This is a genomic window from Aestuariibaculum lutulentum (assembly GCF_032926325.1).
Classification (GTDB): domain Bacteria; phylum Bacteroidota; class Bacteroidia; order Flavobacteriales; family Flavobacteriaceae; genus Aestuariibaculum; species Aestuariibaculum lutulentum.
The window spans coordinates 843,767-865,430 of sequence record NZ_CP136709.1 but is presented as its reverse complement, the minus strand read 5'-3'; the positions used below and the strand labels follow the sequence as shown (position 1 = coordinate 865,430).

The 21,664-nt window shown below is 37.4% G+C and carries 11 protein-coding genes; 8 read left to right on the top strand and 3 right to left on the bottom strand.

The window, feature by feature from the left end:
* Positions 1–129 precede the first annotated feature (129 nt).
* The 3 genes from R1X58_RS03715 to R1X58_RS03705 all read right to left on the bottom strand — a co-directional run bounded on the left by R1X58_RS03715 (position 130) and on the right by R1X58_RS03705 (position 2,990).
* Positions 130–1,302, bottom strand: coding sequence for a FecR family protein (locus tag R1X58_RS03715; RefSeq protein WP_240572010.1), 1,173 nt, complete (start codon positions 1,300–1,302; stop codon positions 130–132).
* A 93-nt stretch (positions 1,303–1,395) separates the two neighbouring features.
* Complete coding sequence (locus tag R1X58_RS03710; protein WP_240572009.1) at positions 1,396–1,950, bottom strand: RNA polymerase sigma factor; 555 nt, start codon at positions 1,948–1,950, stop codon at positions 1,396–1,398.
* A 125-nt stretch (positions 1,951–2,075) separates the two neighbouring features.
* Positions 2,076–2,990 carry a helix-turn-helix domain-containing protein gene (locus tag R1X58_RS03705; protein ID WP_240572008.1) on the bottom strand — a complete coding sequence of 305 codons (915 nt, stop codon included), beginning with the start codon at positions 2,988–2,990 and terminating at the stop codon, positions 2,076–2,078.
* Positions 2,991–3,307: 317 nt separating this feature from the next.
* On the opposite strand from R1X58_RS03705, the gene R1X58_RS03700 reads away from it, so the two are divergent.
* The 8 genes from R1X58_RS03700 (at position 3,308) to R1X58_RS03665 (ending at position 21,661) form a co-directional block, all read left to right on the top strand.
* On the top strand, positions 3,308–5,827 hold the full coding sequence (locus R1X58_RS03700; RefSeq protein WP_240572007.1) for an L-rhamnose mutarotase: 2,520 nt from the start codon (positions 3,308–3,310) through the stop codon (positions 5,825–5,827).
* A 5-nt stretch (positions 5,828–5,832) separates the two neighbouring features.
* Positions 5,833–6,915 (top strand): Gfo/Idh/MocA family protein, encoded by a 1,083-nt coding sequence (locus tag R1X58_RS03695; protein ID WP_240572006.1) that lies wholly within the window; start codon positions 5,833–5,835, stop codon positions 6,913–6,915.
* A 2-nt stretch (positions 6,916–6,917) separates the two neighbouring features.
* A complete protein-coding gene (locus R1X58_RS03690) occupies positions 6,918–8,504 on the top strand; it encodes a sodium:solute symporter (RefSeq protein ID WP_240572005.1) in 1,587 nt (528 codons plus the stop codon).
* A 48-nt stretch (positions 8,505–8,552) separates the two neighbouring features.
* Entirely contained in the window at positions 8,553–10,745 is a 2,193-nt protein-coding gene (locus R1X58_RS03685) for an alpha-L-rhamnosidase-related protein (RefSeq protein ID WP_240572004.1), read from the top strand.
* Positions 10,746–10,754: 9 nt separating this feature from the next.
* A complete protein-coding gene (locus R1X58_RS03680) occupies positions 10,755–13,613 on the top strand; it encodes a glycoside hydrolase family 2 protein (protein WP_240572003.1) in 2,859 nt (952 codons plus the stop codon).
* 116 nt (positions 13,614–13,729) lie between these two features.
* Positions 13,730–14,878: a glycoside hydrolase family protein gene (locus R1X58_RS03675; RefSeq protein WP_240572002.1), complete on the top strand. Its 1,149-nt coding sequence runs from the start codon at positions 13,730–13,732 to the stop codon at positions 14,876–14,878.
* Between the two features lie 121 nt (positions 14,879–14,999).
* Positions 15,000–18,290, top strand: a complete 3,291-nt coding sequence (locus R1X58_RS03670; RefSeq protein WP_240572001.1) for a glycoside hydrolase family 2 TIM barrel-domain containing protein — start codon at positions 15,000–15,002, stop codon at positions 18,288–18,290.
* Positions 18,290–21,661 (top strand): glycosyl hydrolase, encoded by a 3,372-nt coding sequence (locus R1X58_RS03665; RefSeq protein WP_240572000.1) that lies wholly within the window; start codon positions 18,290–18,292, stop codon positions 21,659–21,661. The genes R1X58_RS03670 and R1X58_RS03665 overlap by 1 nt, the downstream gene beginning before the upstream one ends.
* Positions 21,662–21,664: the final 3 nt, after the last annotated feature.

Genomic DNA, 21,664 nt, shown 5'->3' with positions numbered 1-21,664 from the left:
ATTTCGATGTTTAGTTGGTAAAATATTTTTTAAATCACATGATGTGTTCACAATGTGGTGGTACTCTTGTTTAATAAAAGTGTGGTGTGCTTTTTTAAATTGTTTAGTTCATTTTTGGTGAAGTTTAAATTAGTTGATATAGATGATGTTATTTTTTACCGTGTAATTGATATCAAAGCTTTTATTGAAATAGTTTAAAATATTTTCAATGGGTTCGTCTTTAAAACTCGCATTGAAAGTTTCCTGATTCAATTGCTTATTCTGCACGATTATTTTAATGTCGAAATGACGTTCCAGTTTTTTAACAATATTTTGGAAGGTCATGTTTCTAAAGAATAACTGACCTTGCATCCAAGAGGTGTAAACGCTTGTGTTGACTTGTTCTGTCTCGATGTTTGTGTTTGTACGATTAAAAGTGCCTTTGTCTCCTGGTTTTAGGCGTGTTTTGTTTTTTTGGTCGTTGGATTCTTCAAACATTTCAACAGCCCCTTCAACTAAAACGACATTAGTTATTGTGTCTTCGGTATATGCCGAAACATTAAAAGCAGTTCCTAATACTTTAATATCGAGATTTTGAGCATTAACGATAAAAGGATGTTTAGGATCTTTTGTTACCGAAAAAAAGGCTTCACCGGTTAAATAGACTTCACGACTTTTTCCTTTAATAAATTTGACAGGATATTTTAAGCTAGTACCCGCGTTTAAATGTACGGTAGTGCCATCTGATAATTTTAGTTGAAAGTGTTTACCGTAAGGAATAGTTAAGGTGTTGTAAACCAATTTTTCCTCAGCAGTTCCTGAATAAATTAACTGACCTTGGTTTTGGGAAGTGATAATGTTACCATTGGTATCTTTAATTTCGGTAGTGCCATCTTCGTTGATGTATTTTATACTTCCGTTGTCTAATTGAAGTGTAATTTGGTTAGTTGGTAAAGTGGTTCTATCTGTTGAATAAGTTACTATAAAATAATATCCGACAGATATAAAAAGAATAATAGCTGCAGCATATTTTAATACGTTTTGAGGTTTAAGCCATCTAATGTGATTAATAGGTTTGGTTGAATTGGTAATCGGGTTTTTAAGATTTGATAAGATTTTTTCCCACGCTTTGGTTGTATTTACCTGTTCGTTAAATTGTATTTGTTGTGAAATCTTATGTGCTTTTAAGAGGTCTGTAAAAAAGGTTTTGTTTTCCTTCGAGATATTTAGCCATTGCTCTAATTCATTAAACTCCTTTTGACTCATTTCTTTTGAAATGTATTTTGAGATGAGCAGTTCTATATGTTTGTTTTTGTTTTTCATGTTTTAGTTTCATCTATTCTATATTGATGAAAATATGTGTTATATTAACTATATAAGAAAACACGAAAAATGGGTGACAAAAAAATAAATTTTTTATTGAAGGAGAAGTAAAACGATAATGCTTAAAGAGCTTCGAAGTTGTTTTAAAGCTCTTGAATAGTGTGTTTTTACCGTATTAACAGATATGCCAAATAAATCCGCAACTTCTTTATATTTTAAGTTTTGGAGAACAATGGCTTCAAATACTTTTTTGCTTTTTTCAGGTAAAGCCTCTATTTCTTTTTGAAGTTTTTGTTTTTCTGTGGTCATGGAAACTATTTCGAATTCCGTATCAAAAATTAAGTTGTTAACCTGCTCTTCGATATCTTCGAAATAGTATTTGTTTTTTTGTTTAACCGCTAAAATGGAATTGTTTTTTACGGCTTTAAAAAGGTAAGGTGATATTGCATTTTCAAATTTCAAATAAAGTTTGTCATCCCATATTTTAACAAATAAATCTTGGACAACATCTTCGGCTAAATCAAAAGAATTACAATATTTTAATGCATAAGAGCTTAGTGGAATATAATACAAATCAAATAAATCTTTAAAAGCACTCGAATGGCCTTGCTTAAGTTGTTCAAGTAGTTTTAAGTCGTTTTTTTGCATATACCTCATTAAGAATTGTTATCTTATAGAGGCTAATATTGAGAAATTAACAATAACAGACTGTAAATTTTAAACGATGGTCAATTTTGTAAATGTTTTGCTAATTGGTAACCTTGTTTAAGAAATTACTTCTTTTTATATTTTCCGGGACTAATACCTATACGTTGAGAAAAGGTGGATGTAAAATGTTGAAGAGACGAAAATCCGCAGGCAAAAGCAATTTCAGACATGGTCATGTCGTTTTCTTCTTCAATTAAATCTATGGCTTTTTGTATTTTTAAATTAATGATGAAGCTGTTAGGAGGGTAACCGGTAAGGTTTTTTACTTCGTAAGTAAATTTCGTTTTTCCCATTCCAAATTGATATGCTAATTCATCAATTATCCATTTCTTACTTAAATCACTGTGGATAACTTGAGTCAGTTGATCTATAAATGTATCTTCTCGATGCGATTTTTGTTTTCTAAGATATAAATGGCGATGAATATCTATAAATAGGTTTTCAATAATATTGCCAACCATAATTTCGTAGCCTTCTTCCTGATTTGTTAGTTCCTTTTCAAGGTCAACAAAGTATTTTTTAAAAATCTTGGCCTTTTTTATAACGAACTCTTTGTCGTTTGCTAATAGAGTGCCGAAACTTTCCTGAAAATCTGCAGGTAGTTTTGTCCATTTACCAAGCTTTAAAGGTATTTTATCTGTATAAACTTCGGGTTTGATGACCAACCAGTTTATTTGGCCAATATCCATTTTCCCTGTCGGGCTCCCATTTAATTGCCAGGGAGCAGAAATAGATAAGTTATCGGGTAATAATTCAATTTCTTTATCATCAATAACCCAGTTGTATTTTCCGCTATGTACAAAATGGATTTCAATACCGTCATTAAGGTGAGGCAACATGTTTTCGTCCATTTTGACTTTCGAAAATTTCATGCTTCCAAAATGTCTTATATAAGGTAGTTTAGCTAATGGGCCTAAATTTTCATCGTACCACCAAACACCTTGATTTCCCGTTTTGTTTTTTTTGCTTGAATTTTCCAATACCTGTGACGTTAATTGATTAGTAATTAATGTAATGTCTGTTATGTGAACTTAGTTGGTTATTGATAATGTCCTTAAAATAGACTTATAAAATTGACCATCGTTTAAAAATAGCATTTTATTTTTGTTAAAATGACAATATTGCTACGTTTATACTAATTTCGTAGTTAGTCTTTTTTGAACGTTGTAAATATAATGTTTTAAAAATCAGATAAAAACATAAAAATCGATTGCAAAAATACAAACTTTCTTAAATGTTGAAGTTTGTATTTTTTGAAATCAGGAAAGGAAATTAGTAACCAACAAAGCTGTAAAAAATGTTGAAAACACGAATGAAATTGAATTTGAAAAATAGCAAAATCTTAATCTTAGTTATAGCTTTTTTAACCGTTTATTCTGTTAATGCTACCGAATTATGGGTAAGTAATACGGGTAAAGATTCAAATCCAGGAACTAAAGAACAGCCATTAGCAACGTTAAATATGGCCTTGAGGAAGGTGCGAGATTTACGTAGGTTAAATAATCCTGAGGTTAAAGAAGGTGCTCGAATTATTTTGATGGATGGCGTGTTTAGTTTGGAAGAACCGGTTTTTATTCGTCCTGAAGATGCCGGGACTGCCGAAAGTCCGACAATTATTGAAGCAGCAAAAAATGCAATTCCCGTGTTAAGTGGAGGTATGCAAATCTCTAATTGGGAAAAGGCTGAAGCGATAAACGGATTGTCAGCCGGAACGGTTTGGGTGGCTGATGCCCCTAAAAAAGCAGGTTCGGTTTTAAATTACAGACAGCTTTGGGTTAACGGAAATAAAGCAACAAGAGCAAAAAGTACGAAAGGCGATAAAATGGATCGCATTTTGTCTTGGGATAAAACTTCTGAAACTTGCTGGATTCCTTATAACGATAAATCGGTTGTTTTCGAACCGGGTATGGAAATGTTTATTATGCAGTGGTGGGCGATAGCTACGCTTCGTATTAAAGATATGGAGGTAAAAGGCGACAGCGCTAAATTGTATTTCGAGCAACCTGAAAGCCGCATTCAAAGCGAACACCCTTGGCCAGCACCTTGGATTTCTGAAAAAACAGGAAATTCGGCTTACTTTTTAAATAACGCATTGTGTTTGCTAGATGAACCAGGTGAATGGTATTTAGACCGTTTAAGAGGTAAGATTTATTATTATCCAAAACCTGGAGAAGATATGAATTCGGCTAAGGTTATGGCGCCGGTTTTAGAAAGTTTAGTAGAAGTAAAAGGAACTGTTGATACACCTGTTAAATATGTGTATTTTAAAAATATAGCCTTCGAATATAGTAATTGGTTACGTCCGTCAGAGCAAGGTCATGTGCCTTTGCAAGCCGGAATGTATATGTTGGATGCTTATAAATTGAAAGAGCCAGGAACACCAGATAAAGCCGGTTTAGAAAATCAGGCGTGGCTGGGCAGACCAAGAGCAGCCGTTGAGGTGAATTTTGCTAATAATATTTTGTTTGATGGTTGTACTTTTCAGCATTTGGCTTCAACCGGTTTAGACTTGCATAAAGGAACGAACAACAATACGGTTCAAGGTAATTTGTTTAAAGATATTGGCGGAAGTGCCATAAATCTGGGTGTGTTTTCAGATGAAGCTTTCGAAACGCATTTGCCTTACAATCCTTCGGATGAAAGAGAGGTTTGCTCAAACGAAACCGTAATCGATAATCTTATTACAGATGTAACTAATGAAGACTGGGGCTGCGTAGGTATTAGTGCTGGTTTTGTTAAAAATATTACGATTGCGCATAACGAGATTAGTGATGTTGCTTATACCGGAATTGGTTTAGGCTGGGGCTGGACAAAAACCGTTAATGCCATGCGTAATAATAAAGTGATTGCGAATAAAATTCACCATTACGGAAAGCATTTGTACGATACTGCCGGAATCTACACGCTATCGGCTCAGCCAGAAAGTGTGATTGAAGAAAATTACGTTTACGACATTTATTTCAACCCTTACGCTCACGATCCGTACCACTGGTTTTATTTGTATACCGATGAAGGCTCTGCGTATTTCGATGTTAAAAATAACTGGGTTCCGGCTGAAAAATTTCTTCAAAACGCCAACGGACCAGATAATGTTTGGGAGAACAATAATGCTTACGTAGATGAAAGTGTTAAAACCAATGCTGGTATTCGCGAGCCTTATAAAGCCTTATTAAAAGAGGTTGTGGTGGATGAAAATTGGCCTATGCAGGAGATTCCTCATTTTGCTGCCGTAGAACTAATAGGAAAAGGGTTCGATGCTGAAACAATTAAAAAAATAGCCAAAACCAATGGGGTGATTGATGCGCAATTGTATCAATGGAAAAAGCACTCGGTTTTATATGCTAAAATGAATCATATTGAATATTTAAAGCAGCAACTGGCATTAGAATATCCGAAAGCTGAAATTAAAACATACGATACGCCAGTTTATGATTTTAACAAGTTTGAGAGATGTGAGGATACGGCGATGGTAGCAGAATGGGATCATATTTTATTAACCGCCAATTTGGTTGATGATGTAAAACTTCAGGAAGAATATTTAGAGTATCACGATACGCAGTTTGAAAAATGGCCAGAAGTGGCTCAGGGTTTTTGTAACGCCAATTTTCAGCAGTTGCAAGTCTTTAAAAACGGGCGACAGTTAATGCTGGTTATCAGTATTCCGAAAGGAGCCGATTTGGATGAGTTAAATCCAAAAACAACAGAAAACAATCCACGTGTAGACGAGTGGAATGAAATAATGAAACGATACCAAACAGGAATTAAAGGAACCAAATCTGGTGAGACCTGGGTGTTTTTAAAAAAATTAAACGAATAATCAACATGTTAAGAATTGCAATTCTAGGTCTAGGAGAAGGACGCAGCACCATGTCGGCTGCATTGGAAAGTAAAAAATTAGAGTTAGTTACTATTTGTGATAAGAATGAAGAGCTGTGTAGGCAAAGAGCAACAGAATTCGATTTTAAAAATTATACAACAGAATACGACGATTTATTAAACGATGAATCGATTGATATTATAGCAATTTACACGCCCGATTATTTGCATGCCGAGCATGTGAAGCAGGCTTTATTAGCTGGAAAACACGTGGTGTGTACAAAGCCATTTATCGACGATTTGTCGAAAGCAAACGAGTTGCTTGAAATTAGTGAGCGTACTGGTAAAAAGGTGTTTGTTGGTCAGAGTTCAAGGTTTTTCGAGCCAATGAAACGCCAGCATAAAGATTTCACCGAAGGTGTTATTGGTGATTTAATAACTATCGAAGCACACTACCATGCAGATCACCGCTGGTTCTTGGAGAAAGGCTGGGCACTTTTAGATTCTTTCAAATGGTTGTATGGTGGATTAAGTCATCCGGTCGATTTCATTAGATGGTATTTGCCAAATATTGAAGAGGTAATGGGCTATGGTATGATCAGTAGCAATGCCAAGAAAGCCGGATTGAAAAACGAAGATACCATGCACTTTATTTTTAAAGCTCAAGATGGTCGTGTGGCTCGCGTAAGTGGTGTGTATACTTCACCAACGCAACCAACAAAACGCGATAGTGGTATGAGTTGTATTTTAAGAGGAACGGAAGGTGCGAGTCAGGCCGATTATCATGAATTGCGTTATTCGGTAACCACTAAAGAAGGTGAAGAAAAAATTATTCACTGGGGAGATGAGAAACTGAAGTATTACTTCAGATTTTCGGGACAAACTCACCATGCCGGAGAATATCAAAACTACTTGGAATATTTTGTAGATAGTATTGAGCAAGGATTTACGGCCTACCCAGACATGAAAGAAGGTATTGGAACGGTTGCCTTGTTAATTGCCATGGACAGAACGTTAAAAACGGGAGTTCCTGTTAAAATTTCTGATATTTTAGCAGAGTATAATCTTGTTAAATCAGAGGCTGTTTAATTATGGGGCAAATCAGTAGTTTTTTAGAACCAATAGACTATGGGGTTATCATAGGGTACCTTATTCTTTTAGTTGGTTTCGGATATTATATTTCATTCATAAAAAATAAAAAAACAGATGCCAGTTACTTTGTAGCTGGTAATACTTTGGGGTGGACCAGTATAGGTCTTAATATGTGGGGAACCAATGTGGGGCCTTCAATGCTAATTGCTTCAGCGAGTATTGGTTTTACAACAGGAATTGTAGCAGGTAATTTTGCCTGGTATGCTTTTGTGTTCATACTGTTACTGGCTGTGGTGTTTTCACCGCGTTATCTTGGGGCAAACGTCGTTACATTACCTGAATTTATGGGGAAACGCTTTGGCGATTCCACAAGAAATATTTTAGCATGGTACACGTTAATTACCATTCTAATTTCGTGGTTATCTTTAACCTTATTCGCAGGAGGTATTTTGGTGCAACAGCTGTTAGATATGCCAATGTATTTATCGGTAATTTTAATGGTAATTTTATCTGGATTCTTTGCTGCAGCAGGTGGACTTAAAGCCATTGCTTATACCAATGTATTTCAAATGCTATTGCTTATAGGTGTTTCTCTTTTATTAGTGATCTTAGGAATTAATAAAGCCGGTGGAATAGAACATATTTATAACAGTACGCCAGGTTCGTACTGGAATTTGTTTTTACCAGCCGATGATAGTAATTATCCATGGACGGCAATCATATTAGGGTATCCTATTATGGGAGTGTGGTTCTGGTGTACCGATCAATCTATGGTGCAATCCATCTTAGGAGCAAAAAATTTAAAACAGGGACAATTGGGTGCTAACTTTATTGGTTGGCTAAAGATATTAGATGTGCCCTTATTCATTTTGCCGGGTATTGTATGTTTTGTGTTATTCCCGGAATTACAAAATCCTGATGAAGCCTATATGACTATGGTAACGCAGCTATTTCCTGTAGGATTAAGAGGGTTGATTATAGTGGTATTAATCGCGGCATTAATCAGTACCATTGGCTCGGCATTAAACTCGTTAAGTACCGTGTTTACTATGGATGTATACGTTAAGAAATACAGACCAGATGCATCACAGAAAAGAATAGTTAAAACCGGTCGATTAGTTACCTTATTCGGGTCGATTTTAGCAGTTTTAATCACCCTGGCTATCAACAGTATCAAAGGGTTGAATCTTTTCGATATTTTTCAATCTATTTTAGGATTTATTGCGCCTCCAATGTCTGTAGTATTTCTTTTTGGAGTTTTATGGAAAAAAACCAGTACAAAAGCTGTAAATTTAGTGTTGACTTTAGGAACAGTACTTAGTCTTGGTGTTGGGGTACTGTATTTATGGGTGTTCCCAAATGGTGAATATCCGTGGCCTCACTTTTTACTGTTGTCTTTTTACATATTTGTAGCCCTTTGTGTTATGGTTGTGGCTATTTCATTAGCCGATAAAACCGTTCAGGAAAATCATGATGAGTTATTAACCATCAATCCAAAGGCACGACCAGATAAACAGGTGAAATTGTTGTGGGTACTGTTAACCATTGTAATGGTTTTGTTATACATCTTTTTCAACGGTCATTAAACCAAGATGAATTGGGTTTCCAGTTCACTAAAAATATAAACAACTAACATGTATTATAAGTCGTTAACGTCAAAAATTATATGTTCATTATTAGTGCTTTTCATTTCGGGAAGCACTTTGTCAGCTCAAGAAACTACTGCCGAAGAAGCGACCTGGATATGGTATCCTGGCGATTTTGAGGTTTGGTTAAGCAATAAAATGCAGGTAAGACGTACAGAGCGTGAAGCTGTTTTTCCACCGCTTTGGCAATATTACAGTCCGTATGCTTTGGTAACGTTTCAAACCGAAGTGGATATTCCTGAAGAAGATGAAGTGAAAATCTTTTCAGAAGGTCCTTTTCAGTTAATAGTCGATGGTGCTCAAATCCACGGACAGCCAAAATTGATAACAATTCCATCAGGAAAGCATAAAATATCTTTAAAAGTTTACAATCAGGAAGTATTGCCGGCCATTTTTATTGACGGAACATATGTGAACTCTAATGCGAGTTGGCAGGTAACAAACGAAGATAAATTATGGATTGATGAAGCCGGAAATGCACAACAATCAGGAACACCGTGGGTACCTGTAGGATCATGGAATTTTAATACACCGGAAGAAAAACCTTCAGAATTCCGTTTAGCCACCGAACCTTGGAATGCAAAAAGTACAGAGAAAATTGAAGGAGGCGAATTAGTAGATTTCGGAAAAGAAACCTTCGGTTACATTCAAATTCACGGTTTAAAAGGAAAAGGAAAGTTAGCCATGTATTACGGCGAATCTCGTGAAGAAGCTTTAGATTCTGCCAAGTGTGAAACTTTAGACCACTTGTCTTTCGACGGAAAACAAGCCGAAATCTACACACTTGAAGGTTCAAAAGCTTTTAGATATGTTCAGGTGCAGGCTGATGCAGGCGTAAAATACGATTCCATTTCTATGCTTTACGAATATTTACCGTTAGACTATCGCGGTAGCTTCAAATCGTCTGATGAATTACTGAATCAAATCTGGGATGTATCGGCATACACCATGCATTTAACCTCTCGTGAGTTTTTTATCGATGGCATTAAACGCGACCGCTGGGTGTGGTCTGGTGATGCTTATCAGAGTTATTTAATGAATTATTATTTATTCTTCGACTCGCCTTCTGTAGAACGTACATTATTAGCACTTCGCGGAAAGGATCCTGTCACGGCTCATATTAATACTATTATGGATTATTCGTTGTACTGGTTCGTGGGTATTTACGATTACTATTTATATACCGGCGACACGAAATTCATTCAGACGTTTTATCCTCGCATGAAATCCTTAATGGATTTCTGTTTAGAAAGACGAAACGACAACGGATTTCTGGAGCCTTTAGAAGGCGATTGGGTGTTTATAGACTGGGCAGATGGTTTACCTAAAACGGGAGAAACCAGTTTCGAACAAATGTTATTGGCAAGAAGTTTAGAGGCTATGGCGGTTAGTGCTGAAATTGCAGGCCAACAGGACGATTTTAAAAAGTATCAAACCCTTTCGGAAGAGTTAAAAGCGAAGTTGTTTGATGTCTTCTGGGATGAAGAGCAAGGCGTCATGAAACACCAACGTGTTGATGGGGAAATGCAGGATATGGTTACACGTTATGCTAATATGTTTGGTATATTCTTTAACTATTTCGATGAATCTCAAAAACAAAGTGTTAAAGATAAAGTCTTGTTGAATGACGATATTCTTCAAATCACAACCCCATACATGCGTTTTTATGAATTGGAAGCGCTTTGTGCTATGGGAGAACAAGAATTTGTTTTGGATGAAATCCGTGATTACTGGGGTGGTATGCTAGACCTTGGAGCAACATCGTTCTGGGAAAAGTACGACCCAAATCAAAGTGGTGAGGAGCACTTAGAAATGTATGGTAGACCTTACGGAAAAAGCCTTTGTCATGCTTGGGGAGCAAGCCCAATATATTTGTTCGGTAGATATTATTTGGGTGTGGAGCCTACGGCAGCAGGATATGAAACCTATACGGTGAAGCCTAATTTAGGCGGACTGAAATGGATGGAAGGTAAAGTGCCTACGCCAAACGGAACGGTAGACCTTTACTGTAGCACACGTGAGATAAACGTAAAAGCTTCAGAAGGTGAAGGAACTCTAATTATTGAAAGTAAAAGTAAACCTTCAACAAATGTGGGAGAGGTGAAATCGTTAAGTAAAAATAAATATCAGTTAACGATTAAACCTAACACTCAATATTCAATCAAATACAAAGCACTATAATTCTCTATAATGATTAAATTTATTAACAAGTTATCTTTTGTTTTGGCTTTAGCTGGATTTTCGGCTGTAGCACAAAACACCGAAATTCAATATTTATCTGGTACAGGATATCAAGACACGAAAGAATGGGAATTTAAAATTTCCGATGGACGCAAAAGTGGCGAATGGTCTACTATTAATGTGCCTTCTGTTTGGGAACAGGAAGGTTTTGGAAAATATCAGTATGGTATTCGTTTCTACGGAAAGCCATTTCCCGAAGGTATTGCAGATGAAGTAGGTGAGTATAAATACAAGTTCACCGTGCCTAAAGCATGGGAAAACAAAATCATAAAAATAGTTTTCGATGGCTCCATGACCGATACAAAAGTGCGTGTCAACGGGCGTTCGGCGAGTGATGATATACATCAAGGTGCGTTCTACAGATTCAAATACGATATCACCGATTTATTAAAATTCGGAAAAGAAAACGTACTGGAAGTTACCGTTAGCAAGGAATCGAAAAACGCGAGTGTAAACCTTGCAGAAAGACGTGCCGATTACTGGAACTTCGGTGGGATTTTCCGTCCGGTATTCTTAGAAGCGCTTCCAGCAACACATATCGATTATACATCTTTAAAAGCGGAAGCCGACGGAAGCTTTGAAGCAAATGTGTTTTTAGGAAAAGCAGGTCAAAATGTATCTGCTGAAATTACCATTTTAGATGAAAGAGGTAAAAAAGTAGGCTCTACTATGAAAGCTGAAGCCGTTAATGGCGCCGATAAATTGCATTTAGCTGGTCAGTTTGAAAATGTAAAACAATGGACAGCCGAAACACCTAATCTTTACACGGCTGAAATCAAGTTGTTAAAAGACGGTAAAGTGGTTCACGAAATTAAAGAAACCATTGGTTTCAGAACCATTGAAATTAGAAAAGGCGATGGAATCTACGTTAACGGACAACGTGTGTTAATGAAAGGGGTAAATCGTCACAGTTTCTGGCCGGAATCAGGGAGAACTTTAAACACCGAATTAAACTATGCCGATGTACGTTTAATTAAAGAAATGAACATGAACGCCGTACGTTTATCACACTATCCTCCAGATCCAGATTTCTTAAAAGCCTGTGATGAGTTAGGGTTGTATGTTATGAATGAACTTGGCGGATGGCACGGGCATTACGACGATGCTGTTGGTAAAAAGTTAGTAAAGGAAATGGTAACCCGGGATTTAAATCACCCGAGTATCATTTTCTGGTCTAATGGAAATGAAGGAGGCTGGAATACCAATTTAGATGACCAATTCGATATCTGGGACTTACAAAAACGTCCGGTATTGCATCCACAACAAGAACATAATGGTGTTGAAACCATGCATTACCGTTCTTACGGAGAGACTTTAGAGTATTTTAGAGATGATAATATTTTCATGCCAACCGAATACCTTCACGGATTATACGATGGTGGTCACGGTGCTGGTTTTGACGATTACTGGGAAGTGATGCGCAAGCACCCAAGAAGTGGTGGTGGTTACCTTTGGGTTTTTGCAGACGAAGGTATAGCGCGTACAGATCAAGATGGTCGTATTGATAACCAGGGTAACTATGGTGCCGATGGTATTGTTGGACCTCATCATGAAAAAGAAGGTAGCTTCTTTACGGTAAAAGAAGTGTGGTCGCCGGTTATGATTATGAATAAACCGGAATTGCCAAATGATTTCGATGGTACATTCTCAATTGAAAACCGTTACGATTTTACCAATTCAAACACTTGTACATTCGAATACGAATTAGTGAAATTTACCTCGCCATTAAACGGAAAATCAGAGCGTAAAACGGTTAACAAAGGCACGATTAAAGCGCCGAGTATTGAACCTCACGGAAAAGGGGAGTTAAAAGTAAACTTACCAGGTAACTGGAAAGATGCTGATGTGTTATATGTAAAAGCAACGAATGCTAATGGTGAAGAATTATGGACTTGGGATTTCACATGGGAAAAAGAAAGTGAAGCTAAAGTATCAGCTTCAGGAAACGTAGATTTAAATGAATCTAATGAGTTTTATACGGTTTCTGCTTCAGGAACAGTTGTTAAATTCGATAAAACTTCTGGGAAATTAGTTGAAGTTAAACAAAACGGAAGCACCATCAGTTTAGCTAACGGACCAAAAATTATTATGGCACGCCGTGGTGATCGTACGTTAGACGGAACTGTAAATCCTGAATTCTTAAAAGGAGAAGATCGTATTTATAAAGAATTTGCTTGTATTGATGAAGAAGTAAACTGTTCTGAAAACTTGTTAAACATTTCAGCTAAAGAAGAGGATGGAAAAGTTGTTGTTGAAGCCAATTATCACGGTATTCTTCAAAAAGTAGTTTGGACAGTTGATGCATCAGGATTAATTCAGTTAGATTACGAATACGAGTATAATGGTGTTGTTGATTTAGCAGGTGTGTATTTCGATTATCCGGAAGAAAAAATGCAACATAAAAAATGGTTAGGTGATGGGCCTTACCGTGTTTGGCAAAACCGTTTAAAAGGAACCACTTTAGATATCTGGGAAAACGATTATAACGATCCAATTCCGGGTGAGTCATTTAACTATCCTGAGTTTAAAGGCTATTTCAATAACTGGCAGTGGGCTGAGTTTACTACAGAAGAAGGTAAAATATATATCGAAAACAAAGGAACCGATACATACTTAGGGGTGTATTCACCTCGCGATGGTCGTGATGCTTTATTATACACGATTCCAAATACAGGAATTGCCCTGTTAGATGTAATTCCTCCAGCGAGGAATAAAGTAAATGCAACCGATTTATGTGGGCCATCATCACAACCAAAATGGTTAAGCGGACTACAAAAACGTACGGTTTATTTAAAGTTTGAAAAGTAACATAAAACGTCATTATGAGGAGTGAGGAACGAACGCAAAAGTAGTCTCATTCAAAGCGTTGAGATTGCTTCATTCCAGAAAAGGGATTCAAAATGACATACAAATAAAAAGTGAAAATGAAATCAAAAGGTATTTTACAATTTGCTGCAATAATCGGTATTCTGGTTTCAGTAATTTCCTGTGTTTCAAAACCCGAAAAGTTGAAGAAACGCGAGATTACCGATGCTGTAATGGAAGAGATTTATAACGAAATTAAAACACCATACAAATATGGTATGGTTATGGTTCCAACTGATAATTCATATAAAATGGATTGTCCGAGTATCTATAGAAAAGATAGCAAATGGTACATGACGTATTTAATTTTTGAAGGTCGTGGTTACGAAACCTGGCTAGCGGAAAGTGATGATTTATTACACTGGAATCACTTAGGAAAAGTCATGTCGTTTTCAAAAGATACCACCGAATGGGACGTGAATCAAAAAGCAGGATATATTGCGTTACAAGACCCAACCTGGGGTGGTTCTTATGCCTGGGAACCTTACGATGGTAAATACTGGGTAAGTTATTTTGGAGGAAATACAACAGGTTACGAAGCTGGAATTCTATCTATGGGAATGGCTTACGCCGATGAATTGCCAACCAAGCCTAAAGAATTTATACGTTTACCAGAACCTGTTCTTAGACCGAATGACGATAAGGCCAGATGGTGGGATAACAGCACCATGTATAAAAGCTCAGTGATTCGAGATGTAGAAAAAGAAACAGGTCATGAATTTATCATGTATTACAATGCCCGTGGCGATAGTATTAATCCGGCGAAAGGTGCTGAGCGTATTGCGATGGCAGTTTCAGACGATATGAAAAACTGGAAACGTTACGGAGATGCGCCGTTAATTAATCACCACAGAGGAATTTCGGGTGATGCTTATATTCAACGTATTAACGATACCTGGGTGATGTTTTATTTTGGTGCCTTCTGGACCGGTTGGGATCAGGGTGCTTTTAACCGTTTCGCGGTGTCTAACGATTTAATTCACTGGAAAGACTGGGAAGGTGAAGATTTAGTTAATTCAACCGAGCCTTACGACGATATGTTTGCACATAAATCTTTTGTAGTGAAACATGATGGCGTTGTGTATCATTATTACTGTGCGGTGAATAAAGCCGGACAACGAGGTATTGCTTTAGCAACGTCTAAAGATATTGGAACAAGCGATTTACATTTTGTGGCACCACCAAATGAAGAAAATAAAGCTGAATAACGATGTGTCACCCTGAATTGTCTCACTGAGCGGAGTCGAAGTGTATTTCAGGGTCTCATTAAGTTAGGTTACAAATTTCAAGAAGCCGAAATAAATTCGGCATGATAAAAAAGATGTATCGATGAGGAAAAGAATTAGTGTCATATTGTTTTTAATAAGTAGCACTTGGTTTGCTCAGGCACAAACAGTAACAGGAGAGCCAGCAGGAATTCCTGAAATTCCAAAAAAGTATAGCTACACACCATGGGAAGATCCATTGGTAACCAGTATAAACCGTCAACCGGCAAGGGCGACGGCTTATTCGTATAAAACGGTTGAAGATGCTTTAGAAGGCAACCGCGAGAAAAGCCGATTGGTCATGCTTAACGGCGAATGGGATTTTAAATATTCAGTGAATTTAGATCAGGCGCCAAAAGATTTTTATAAAACCGAAGTTAAAGGTTGGCATAAAATAGAAGTACCTTCTAATTGGGAATTAAAAGGCTACGACATTCCTATTTATAAAAGTGCCGTATACCCATTTAGACCGGTGAATCCGCCGTACGTGCCGAAAGATACCAATGGCATTGGTTCATATCAACATAAATTTAAGGTCCCTAAAGACTGGCAAAAAGATATGACAGTTACGCTTCATTTTGGAGGCGTAAGTTCTGCTTTTCAAGTGTGGTTAAATGGTGAGTTTTTGGGTTATGGCGAAGATAGTTTCTTGCCTTCAGAATTTAATATTTCACCTTACTTAAAAGAAGGCGACAATGTATTGTCGGTTCAGGTGATGCGTTACAGCGATGGTGCGTATTTAGAAGATCAGGATCACTGGCGCATGAGCGGTATTCAGCGTGACGTTTTTATCATGGCTGAACCTAAATTACGCATTCAGGATTTCTTCTATCAAACAAAACTCGATAAGCAATATAAAGATGCAGTGTTTCAATTGCGCCCGAAACTGGAAAATCTTACTGGCGATACCATTAGAAAAGCGAGTTTCGAGTTTCAGTTGTATAACGATAAAAACGAAGCCCTTTTTGAAAAACCTGTGGATACCTTAGCGATAGATATGCTTAACGAAAGTTATCCGCGTTTAGATAATGTGCGTTTTGGTTTATTCGAAAGAAAAATTGAAAATCCGAAGAAATGGAGTTCTGAAGATCCTAATCTGTACACGTTGGTCATGACCTTAAAAGATGATAACGGTACAATTACCGAAGTAAAATCTTGTAAAGTCGGCTTCCGTTCCATTGAATTTTCAAAAGAAAACGGCAAAATGCTCATTAACGGTAAGGAAACTTACATATACGGTGTGAATCGTCACGACCATCATCCGGTGCGAGGTAAAGCCTTAACACGTGCTGATATTGAGGAAGATGTTAAAACGATTAAGCAGTTTAATTTTAATACCATTCGAACAAGTCACTATCCAAACGACCCGTATTTCTACGAATTATGCGACGAATATGGAATTATGGTGATGGATGAAGCTAATCTGGAAACTCATGGTATTGGCGGGCAGTTAAGTAACGATGCCCGATGGACGCACGCTTTTGTAGAGCGTATGAGCCGCATGGTAGAGCGCGATAAAAATCACCCAAGTGTTATTATCTGGAGTTTGGGTAATGAATCTGGGAAAGGGCCTAACCACGCAACAATGGCTGCCTGGACACGCGATTTCGATATTACCAGACCAATACATTACGAGCCAGCACAGGGAAATCCAAAGCTGGATGGTTACATCGATGAACGCGACCCAAGATATCCAGCGACAAACGACCACTCACACCGATTTGAAAATCCGCAGGACGATTGGTATGTCGATATGGTAAGTCGTTTTTATCCGGGAGTGTATACGCCTGAATTTTTACTACAGAATAAGTCGGATATGAGACCAATATTATTTGTGGAATATTCACACTCTATGGGGAATTCAACAGGTAATATGAAAGAATTCTGGGACGAGTTTAGACGCTTGCCAAGAATGATTGGTGGTTGTATCTGGGATTATAAAGATCAGGGCTTATTAAAAGTTGATGAAAACACCGGACAGGAATTTTATGCCTACGGTGGCGATTTTGGTGAAGTACGTCACGATGGTAATTTCTGTATCAATGGTATTGTTGCTTCCGATGGACGACCAAAAGCAGCCATGTACGAAAACAAGTGGGTGTATCAACCAGTGACTTCAAGTTTTAAAGGACATCATCAATTAAAAGTGAAAAACCGACGAGCAGAAAAATCACTGGACGATTTAATTCCCGTGTTAAAGATATTGTTAAATGGGAAAGTTTTTAAAGAAGTGGTTTTAGAACCTTTTAATCTGAAAGCAGGTGATAGTACTGTTTTAGATTTGCGTAAATACGTGCCTATGTTTAAAACGAATGCAGAAATTCTTCTTGAGATTGAGTTTCAACTTTCGGAAGATACACCATGGGCTAAAAAAGGATTTGTAGTAGCAAAAGATCAATTCGATCCTAAACAATTAAGAGACAAATCGTATTTGTTTTCTAAAGAAAAAGGAAGTGTTTCAGCTGAAGAAAATAATAACGACATAGAAGTTTCAGGGGGAAATTTCAACATTAAATTTAATAAAGAAAACGGGGCTTTAGGTTCGTATGTGTTTAATAACGAAGAACAGGTGTTTGCCCCATTGCTACCAAATTTCACTCGTCCGTTTACCGATAACGACACTAAAGGATGGAAACCGCATAAAGTATTAAAACAGTGGTATGATAACAAACCAGTTTTAACTTCCGTGAAAACGGAACAATCAGGAAATGATGTGGTTGTTATTTCAAATTACGAGATGATTAAAGATAGCGCAAGTGTTTCTGTAACTTATAATATTAAACCGTCTGGATTAATTAAAGTGGATTATAAACTTAGCGCTTCAACCGATTTGCCGAATATTCCAAAAGTGGGTATGCAAATGGGTATAAAAGATGATTTCAGACAAATTTCTTGGTACGGAAAAGGCGAATTGGAAAATTATATCGATCGTAACTATGGCTTTTTTGTAGAGCGTTACAGTCTGCCTTTAGAGGATTTTATGGAACCATATGTTAGACCGCAGGAAAATGGTAACAGAACCGATGTACGTTGGATGGCGGGCACAACATCAACTAAAAATGAAGGGCTATTGATCGTTGCAAATCATCAACCTTTAAGTATGAGTGTTTGGCCGTATACCGAAGAGAATATCAATGCTGCAAAACATACTTACGATTTAATAGAATCGGGATATTTAACCATTAATATCGATTTAATTCAAATGGGTATAGGTGGTAACGATAGCTGGTCGCCGGTTAGTGCGCCATTGAAAAAATATCAAATTCCGTCGAAAGATTACGAGTATAGTTTCTTTGTGTTGCCTTTTAAAGGGAAAGACGGATTAAACAAAACATTAGAGAAATTTCAGTATTAATGACCTTATCTTTTAAACATATTTGCCTGATTCTGGTGCTGCTTTTAGTGTCTTGTAAAGAACAAGAACCGCAAAATCTATCTTATTTTGAACCAACCGAAGATTCTTCTAAACCTTGGGTGTATTGGTATTGGATGCGTAGCGCCTATTCTAAAGAAGGTATTACAGCCGATTTAGAAGCGATGAAACAAGCGGGTATTCGAGGTGCTTATTTAATGACGATCAAAGGACCGGATGAAGAGCCTTTAATGAATCCGCCAGTGGTGCAATTGAGTAAAGAGTTCTGGGATTTAGTACGTTGGGCTTTACAGGAAGCCGACCGATTAGGTTTGAAAATTGCCTTTCACCCGGCAGACGGCTTTGCAGTTGCGGGAGGTCCTTGGATTACCCCGGAATTATCCATGCAAAAAGTAATTTGGTCAGACACAATCGTGAGTTCAGAACAAACTAAAGGAATAAAATTACCACTTCCGAAGCATTACAAAGATTATTATCAGGACATTGCCACGTTCGCGATACCTGTTGATAAGGTGTTTAAAACATCGGTTGATATTCAACCTAAAATCACAACTACTTTAGAAGGTGTCGACGCTTCATTTTTAAGTGATAATTCAACTGAACAAACGCAATTCAGATTAGGAGAGCCGGGCTATATTCAATATGAATTTGAAACGCCTTTTGATTGTAAATCGCTTCAGGTTGAAACGCGTGGAAATAATTATCAGGCGCACCGCATGATTGTTCTAGTGAGCAACGACGGCAAAACCTTTAAAAGTCTTGGTCGTTTGGAAACGCCGCGTTCGGGATGGCAGGATACGGATGCGTTTTATACGCACAGCCTTTCCGCGAAAGCGAAATATTTCCGGTTTGTTTACAATCCTGAAGACTCAGAACCGGGAGCTGAAGATATTGATATGGCCAAATGGAATTCACCATTTAAGGTTACAAAAATTATTCTTTCTGAAGAACCGTTGATTGATAATTACCAGGGGAAATCGGGTGCCGTTTGGCGTTTAAGTTCTAGAAATACCGAAGCTCAAATTCCACAATCAGATTGTATGAGAACCAGCGACATCGTGAATGTCTCGGAATTTATTGATGTTAATGGTGTTTTAAACTGGGAAGCGCCAAAAGGAAACTGGCGCATTATACGTTTTGGACACACATCAACCGGACATGAAAATGCAACTGCCGGTGGTGGTCGTGGTCTGGAAGTCGATAAATTTAATAAAGAAGCGGTTCAGTTTCAGTTAGACCATTGGTATGGCGAAATGCGTCGTACTGCAGGTGAAGATCAGGCTTCGAAAGTGGTTGAAATTCTTCATATGGACAGCTGGGAATGTGGTAGCCAGAACTGGTCGCCGGTGTTCAGAGATGAGTTTAAAACCCGTCGCGGTTACGATATCGTTCAATATTTACCGGTTATGGCCGGAATTCCGCTGGATAATATTGAAAAATCGGAACAAATCCTTTACGATATTAGAAAAACCATTGCCGAATTAACGGCTGATAATTTCTTCGGAACTTTAAAAGAAGAAGCGATAAAAACGGGTGTGAAGTTCAGTACTGAAAATGTAGCGCCAACCATGACAAGTGATGGCTTGTTACATTTTAAATATGTCGATTATCCGAGTGGTGAATTTTGGTTTAGAAGCCCCACACACGATAAACCAAACGATATGCTCGATGCGATTAATGGCGGACATATTTACGGTCGCGATATTATTCAGGCGGAAGCTTTTACGCAATTGCGAATGGATTGGGATGAGCATCCAAGGAATTTAAAAACCATGGCCGATAGAAATTATGCTTTGGGTATTAATCGCTTTTTCTACCACGTGTTTATGCATAATCCGTGGTTAGATAGAAAACCAGGTATGACTTTAGATCCTATCGGAACATTTTTTCAACGTGATCAAACTTGGTGGGAACCAGGAAGTGCTTTTTTTGAGTATTGTAAAAATGTTCAGTTTCAGCTTCAAAAAGGACAACCAGTAATCGATTTTGCGGTGTTTACTGGGGAAGATATTCCATCACGTTCGGTATTGCCGGATCGTTTGGTGCCGTTTATGCCGAATATTTTTGGGGAAGAGCGTGTGGCTTCCGAAGCTATCCGACTAAAAAATGAAGGGCAACCAACGGCGAGAATGCCGAAAGAAGTAAAATATACCAAAAACAGCACCGATTTATCGAAATGGGTGAATGCTTTAAACGGTTATAAATACGATTCGTTTAACAGCGATGTGTTGTTAAATGCTGAAGTGAAAAATGGTCAAGTCGTTTTTAAAGATGCTTTAACTTATAACTTCTTGGTTTTTCCAGACCACCGAAAAATGATGCCGAGTAATATTATGTCATTACAGGTGGCTCAAAAATTAGTTAATTTGGTAAAAGCCGGAGCGACTATTTTGGTGGGAGAAAAACCAGATGAAAAGGCAGAATTAATGACTAGTCAAACTGAATGGCAAGGTTTAGTAGATGAGCTTTGGTCAGGTAACGGAGAAAAACAATGGGATTTAGGAAAAGGAAAAGTGATTCAATTGCCATATTTGGGAGCTACGTTTTCAGAATTAGGTGTTACGCCTAATGTTTTGGTTGATAAAGATATCGCCTGGACGCAGCGTCAATCTGTTGATGAATCGATTTATTTCTTGTCAAATCAATTGGAAGAGACACGTGATTTAGATGTGTCGTTTAGAATCAGTGGAAAAATTCCGGTGTTATATCATCCAATTTCAGATGAAACGGTGGTGTTAGAAAACTGGACGGTTGAAAACGGTAGAACCATTGTGCCTTTACAATTTCAACCAAACGAAGCGTATTTTATCATTTTTGAAGATGAAACCGATAAAAAGGCATCAACGGGAACGCCAAACTGGGAAAGTTTTAAAACCGTTGAAACTTTAAATGAAGATTGGACGCTTCAGTTTGATGCAGCTTACAACGGACCTTCAGAGGCTCTTCAAATTAATCAATTATTCGACTGGACAACTTCAGCTAATGATAGTATTAAATTTTATTCAGGAACGGCGACATACACGAAAACATTCAATTGGAATGAAAGTAAGTCTAACGATTTTTGGTTGCAGTTTGATGAGGTTAATTGCATTGCTGAGGTGATTTTAAACGACAGACCTTGTGGTGTTGTCTGGACGTATCCTTTTAGAATAAATATTTCTGAAGCCTTAAAAACAGGAGAGAATACGTTGACTGTAAAAGTTACAAACACCTGGGCTAACCGATTAATTGGCGATGAGAAATTACCAAAAGACCAACGCCTAACATGGACAACGGCGCCATTTAGACTCGATGATACCATGATGGTGAAATCTGGCCTATTGGGAGAAATAAAAATTATTAAGAAAAACTAAATA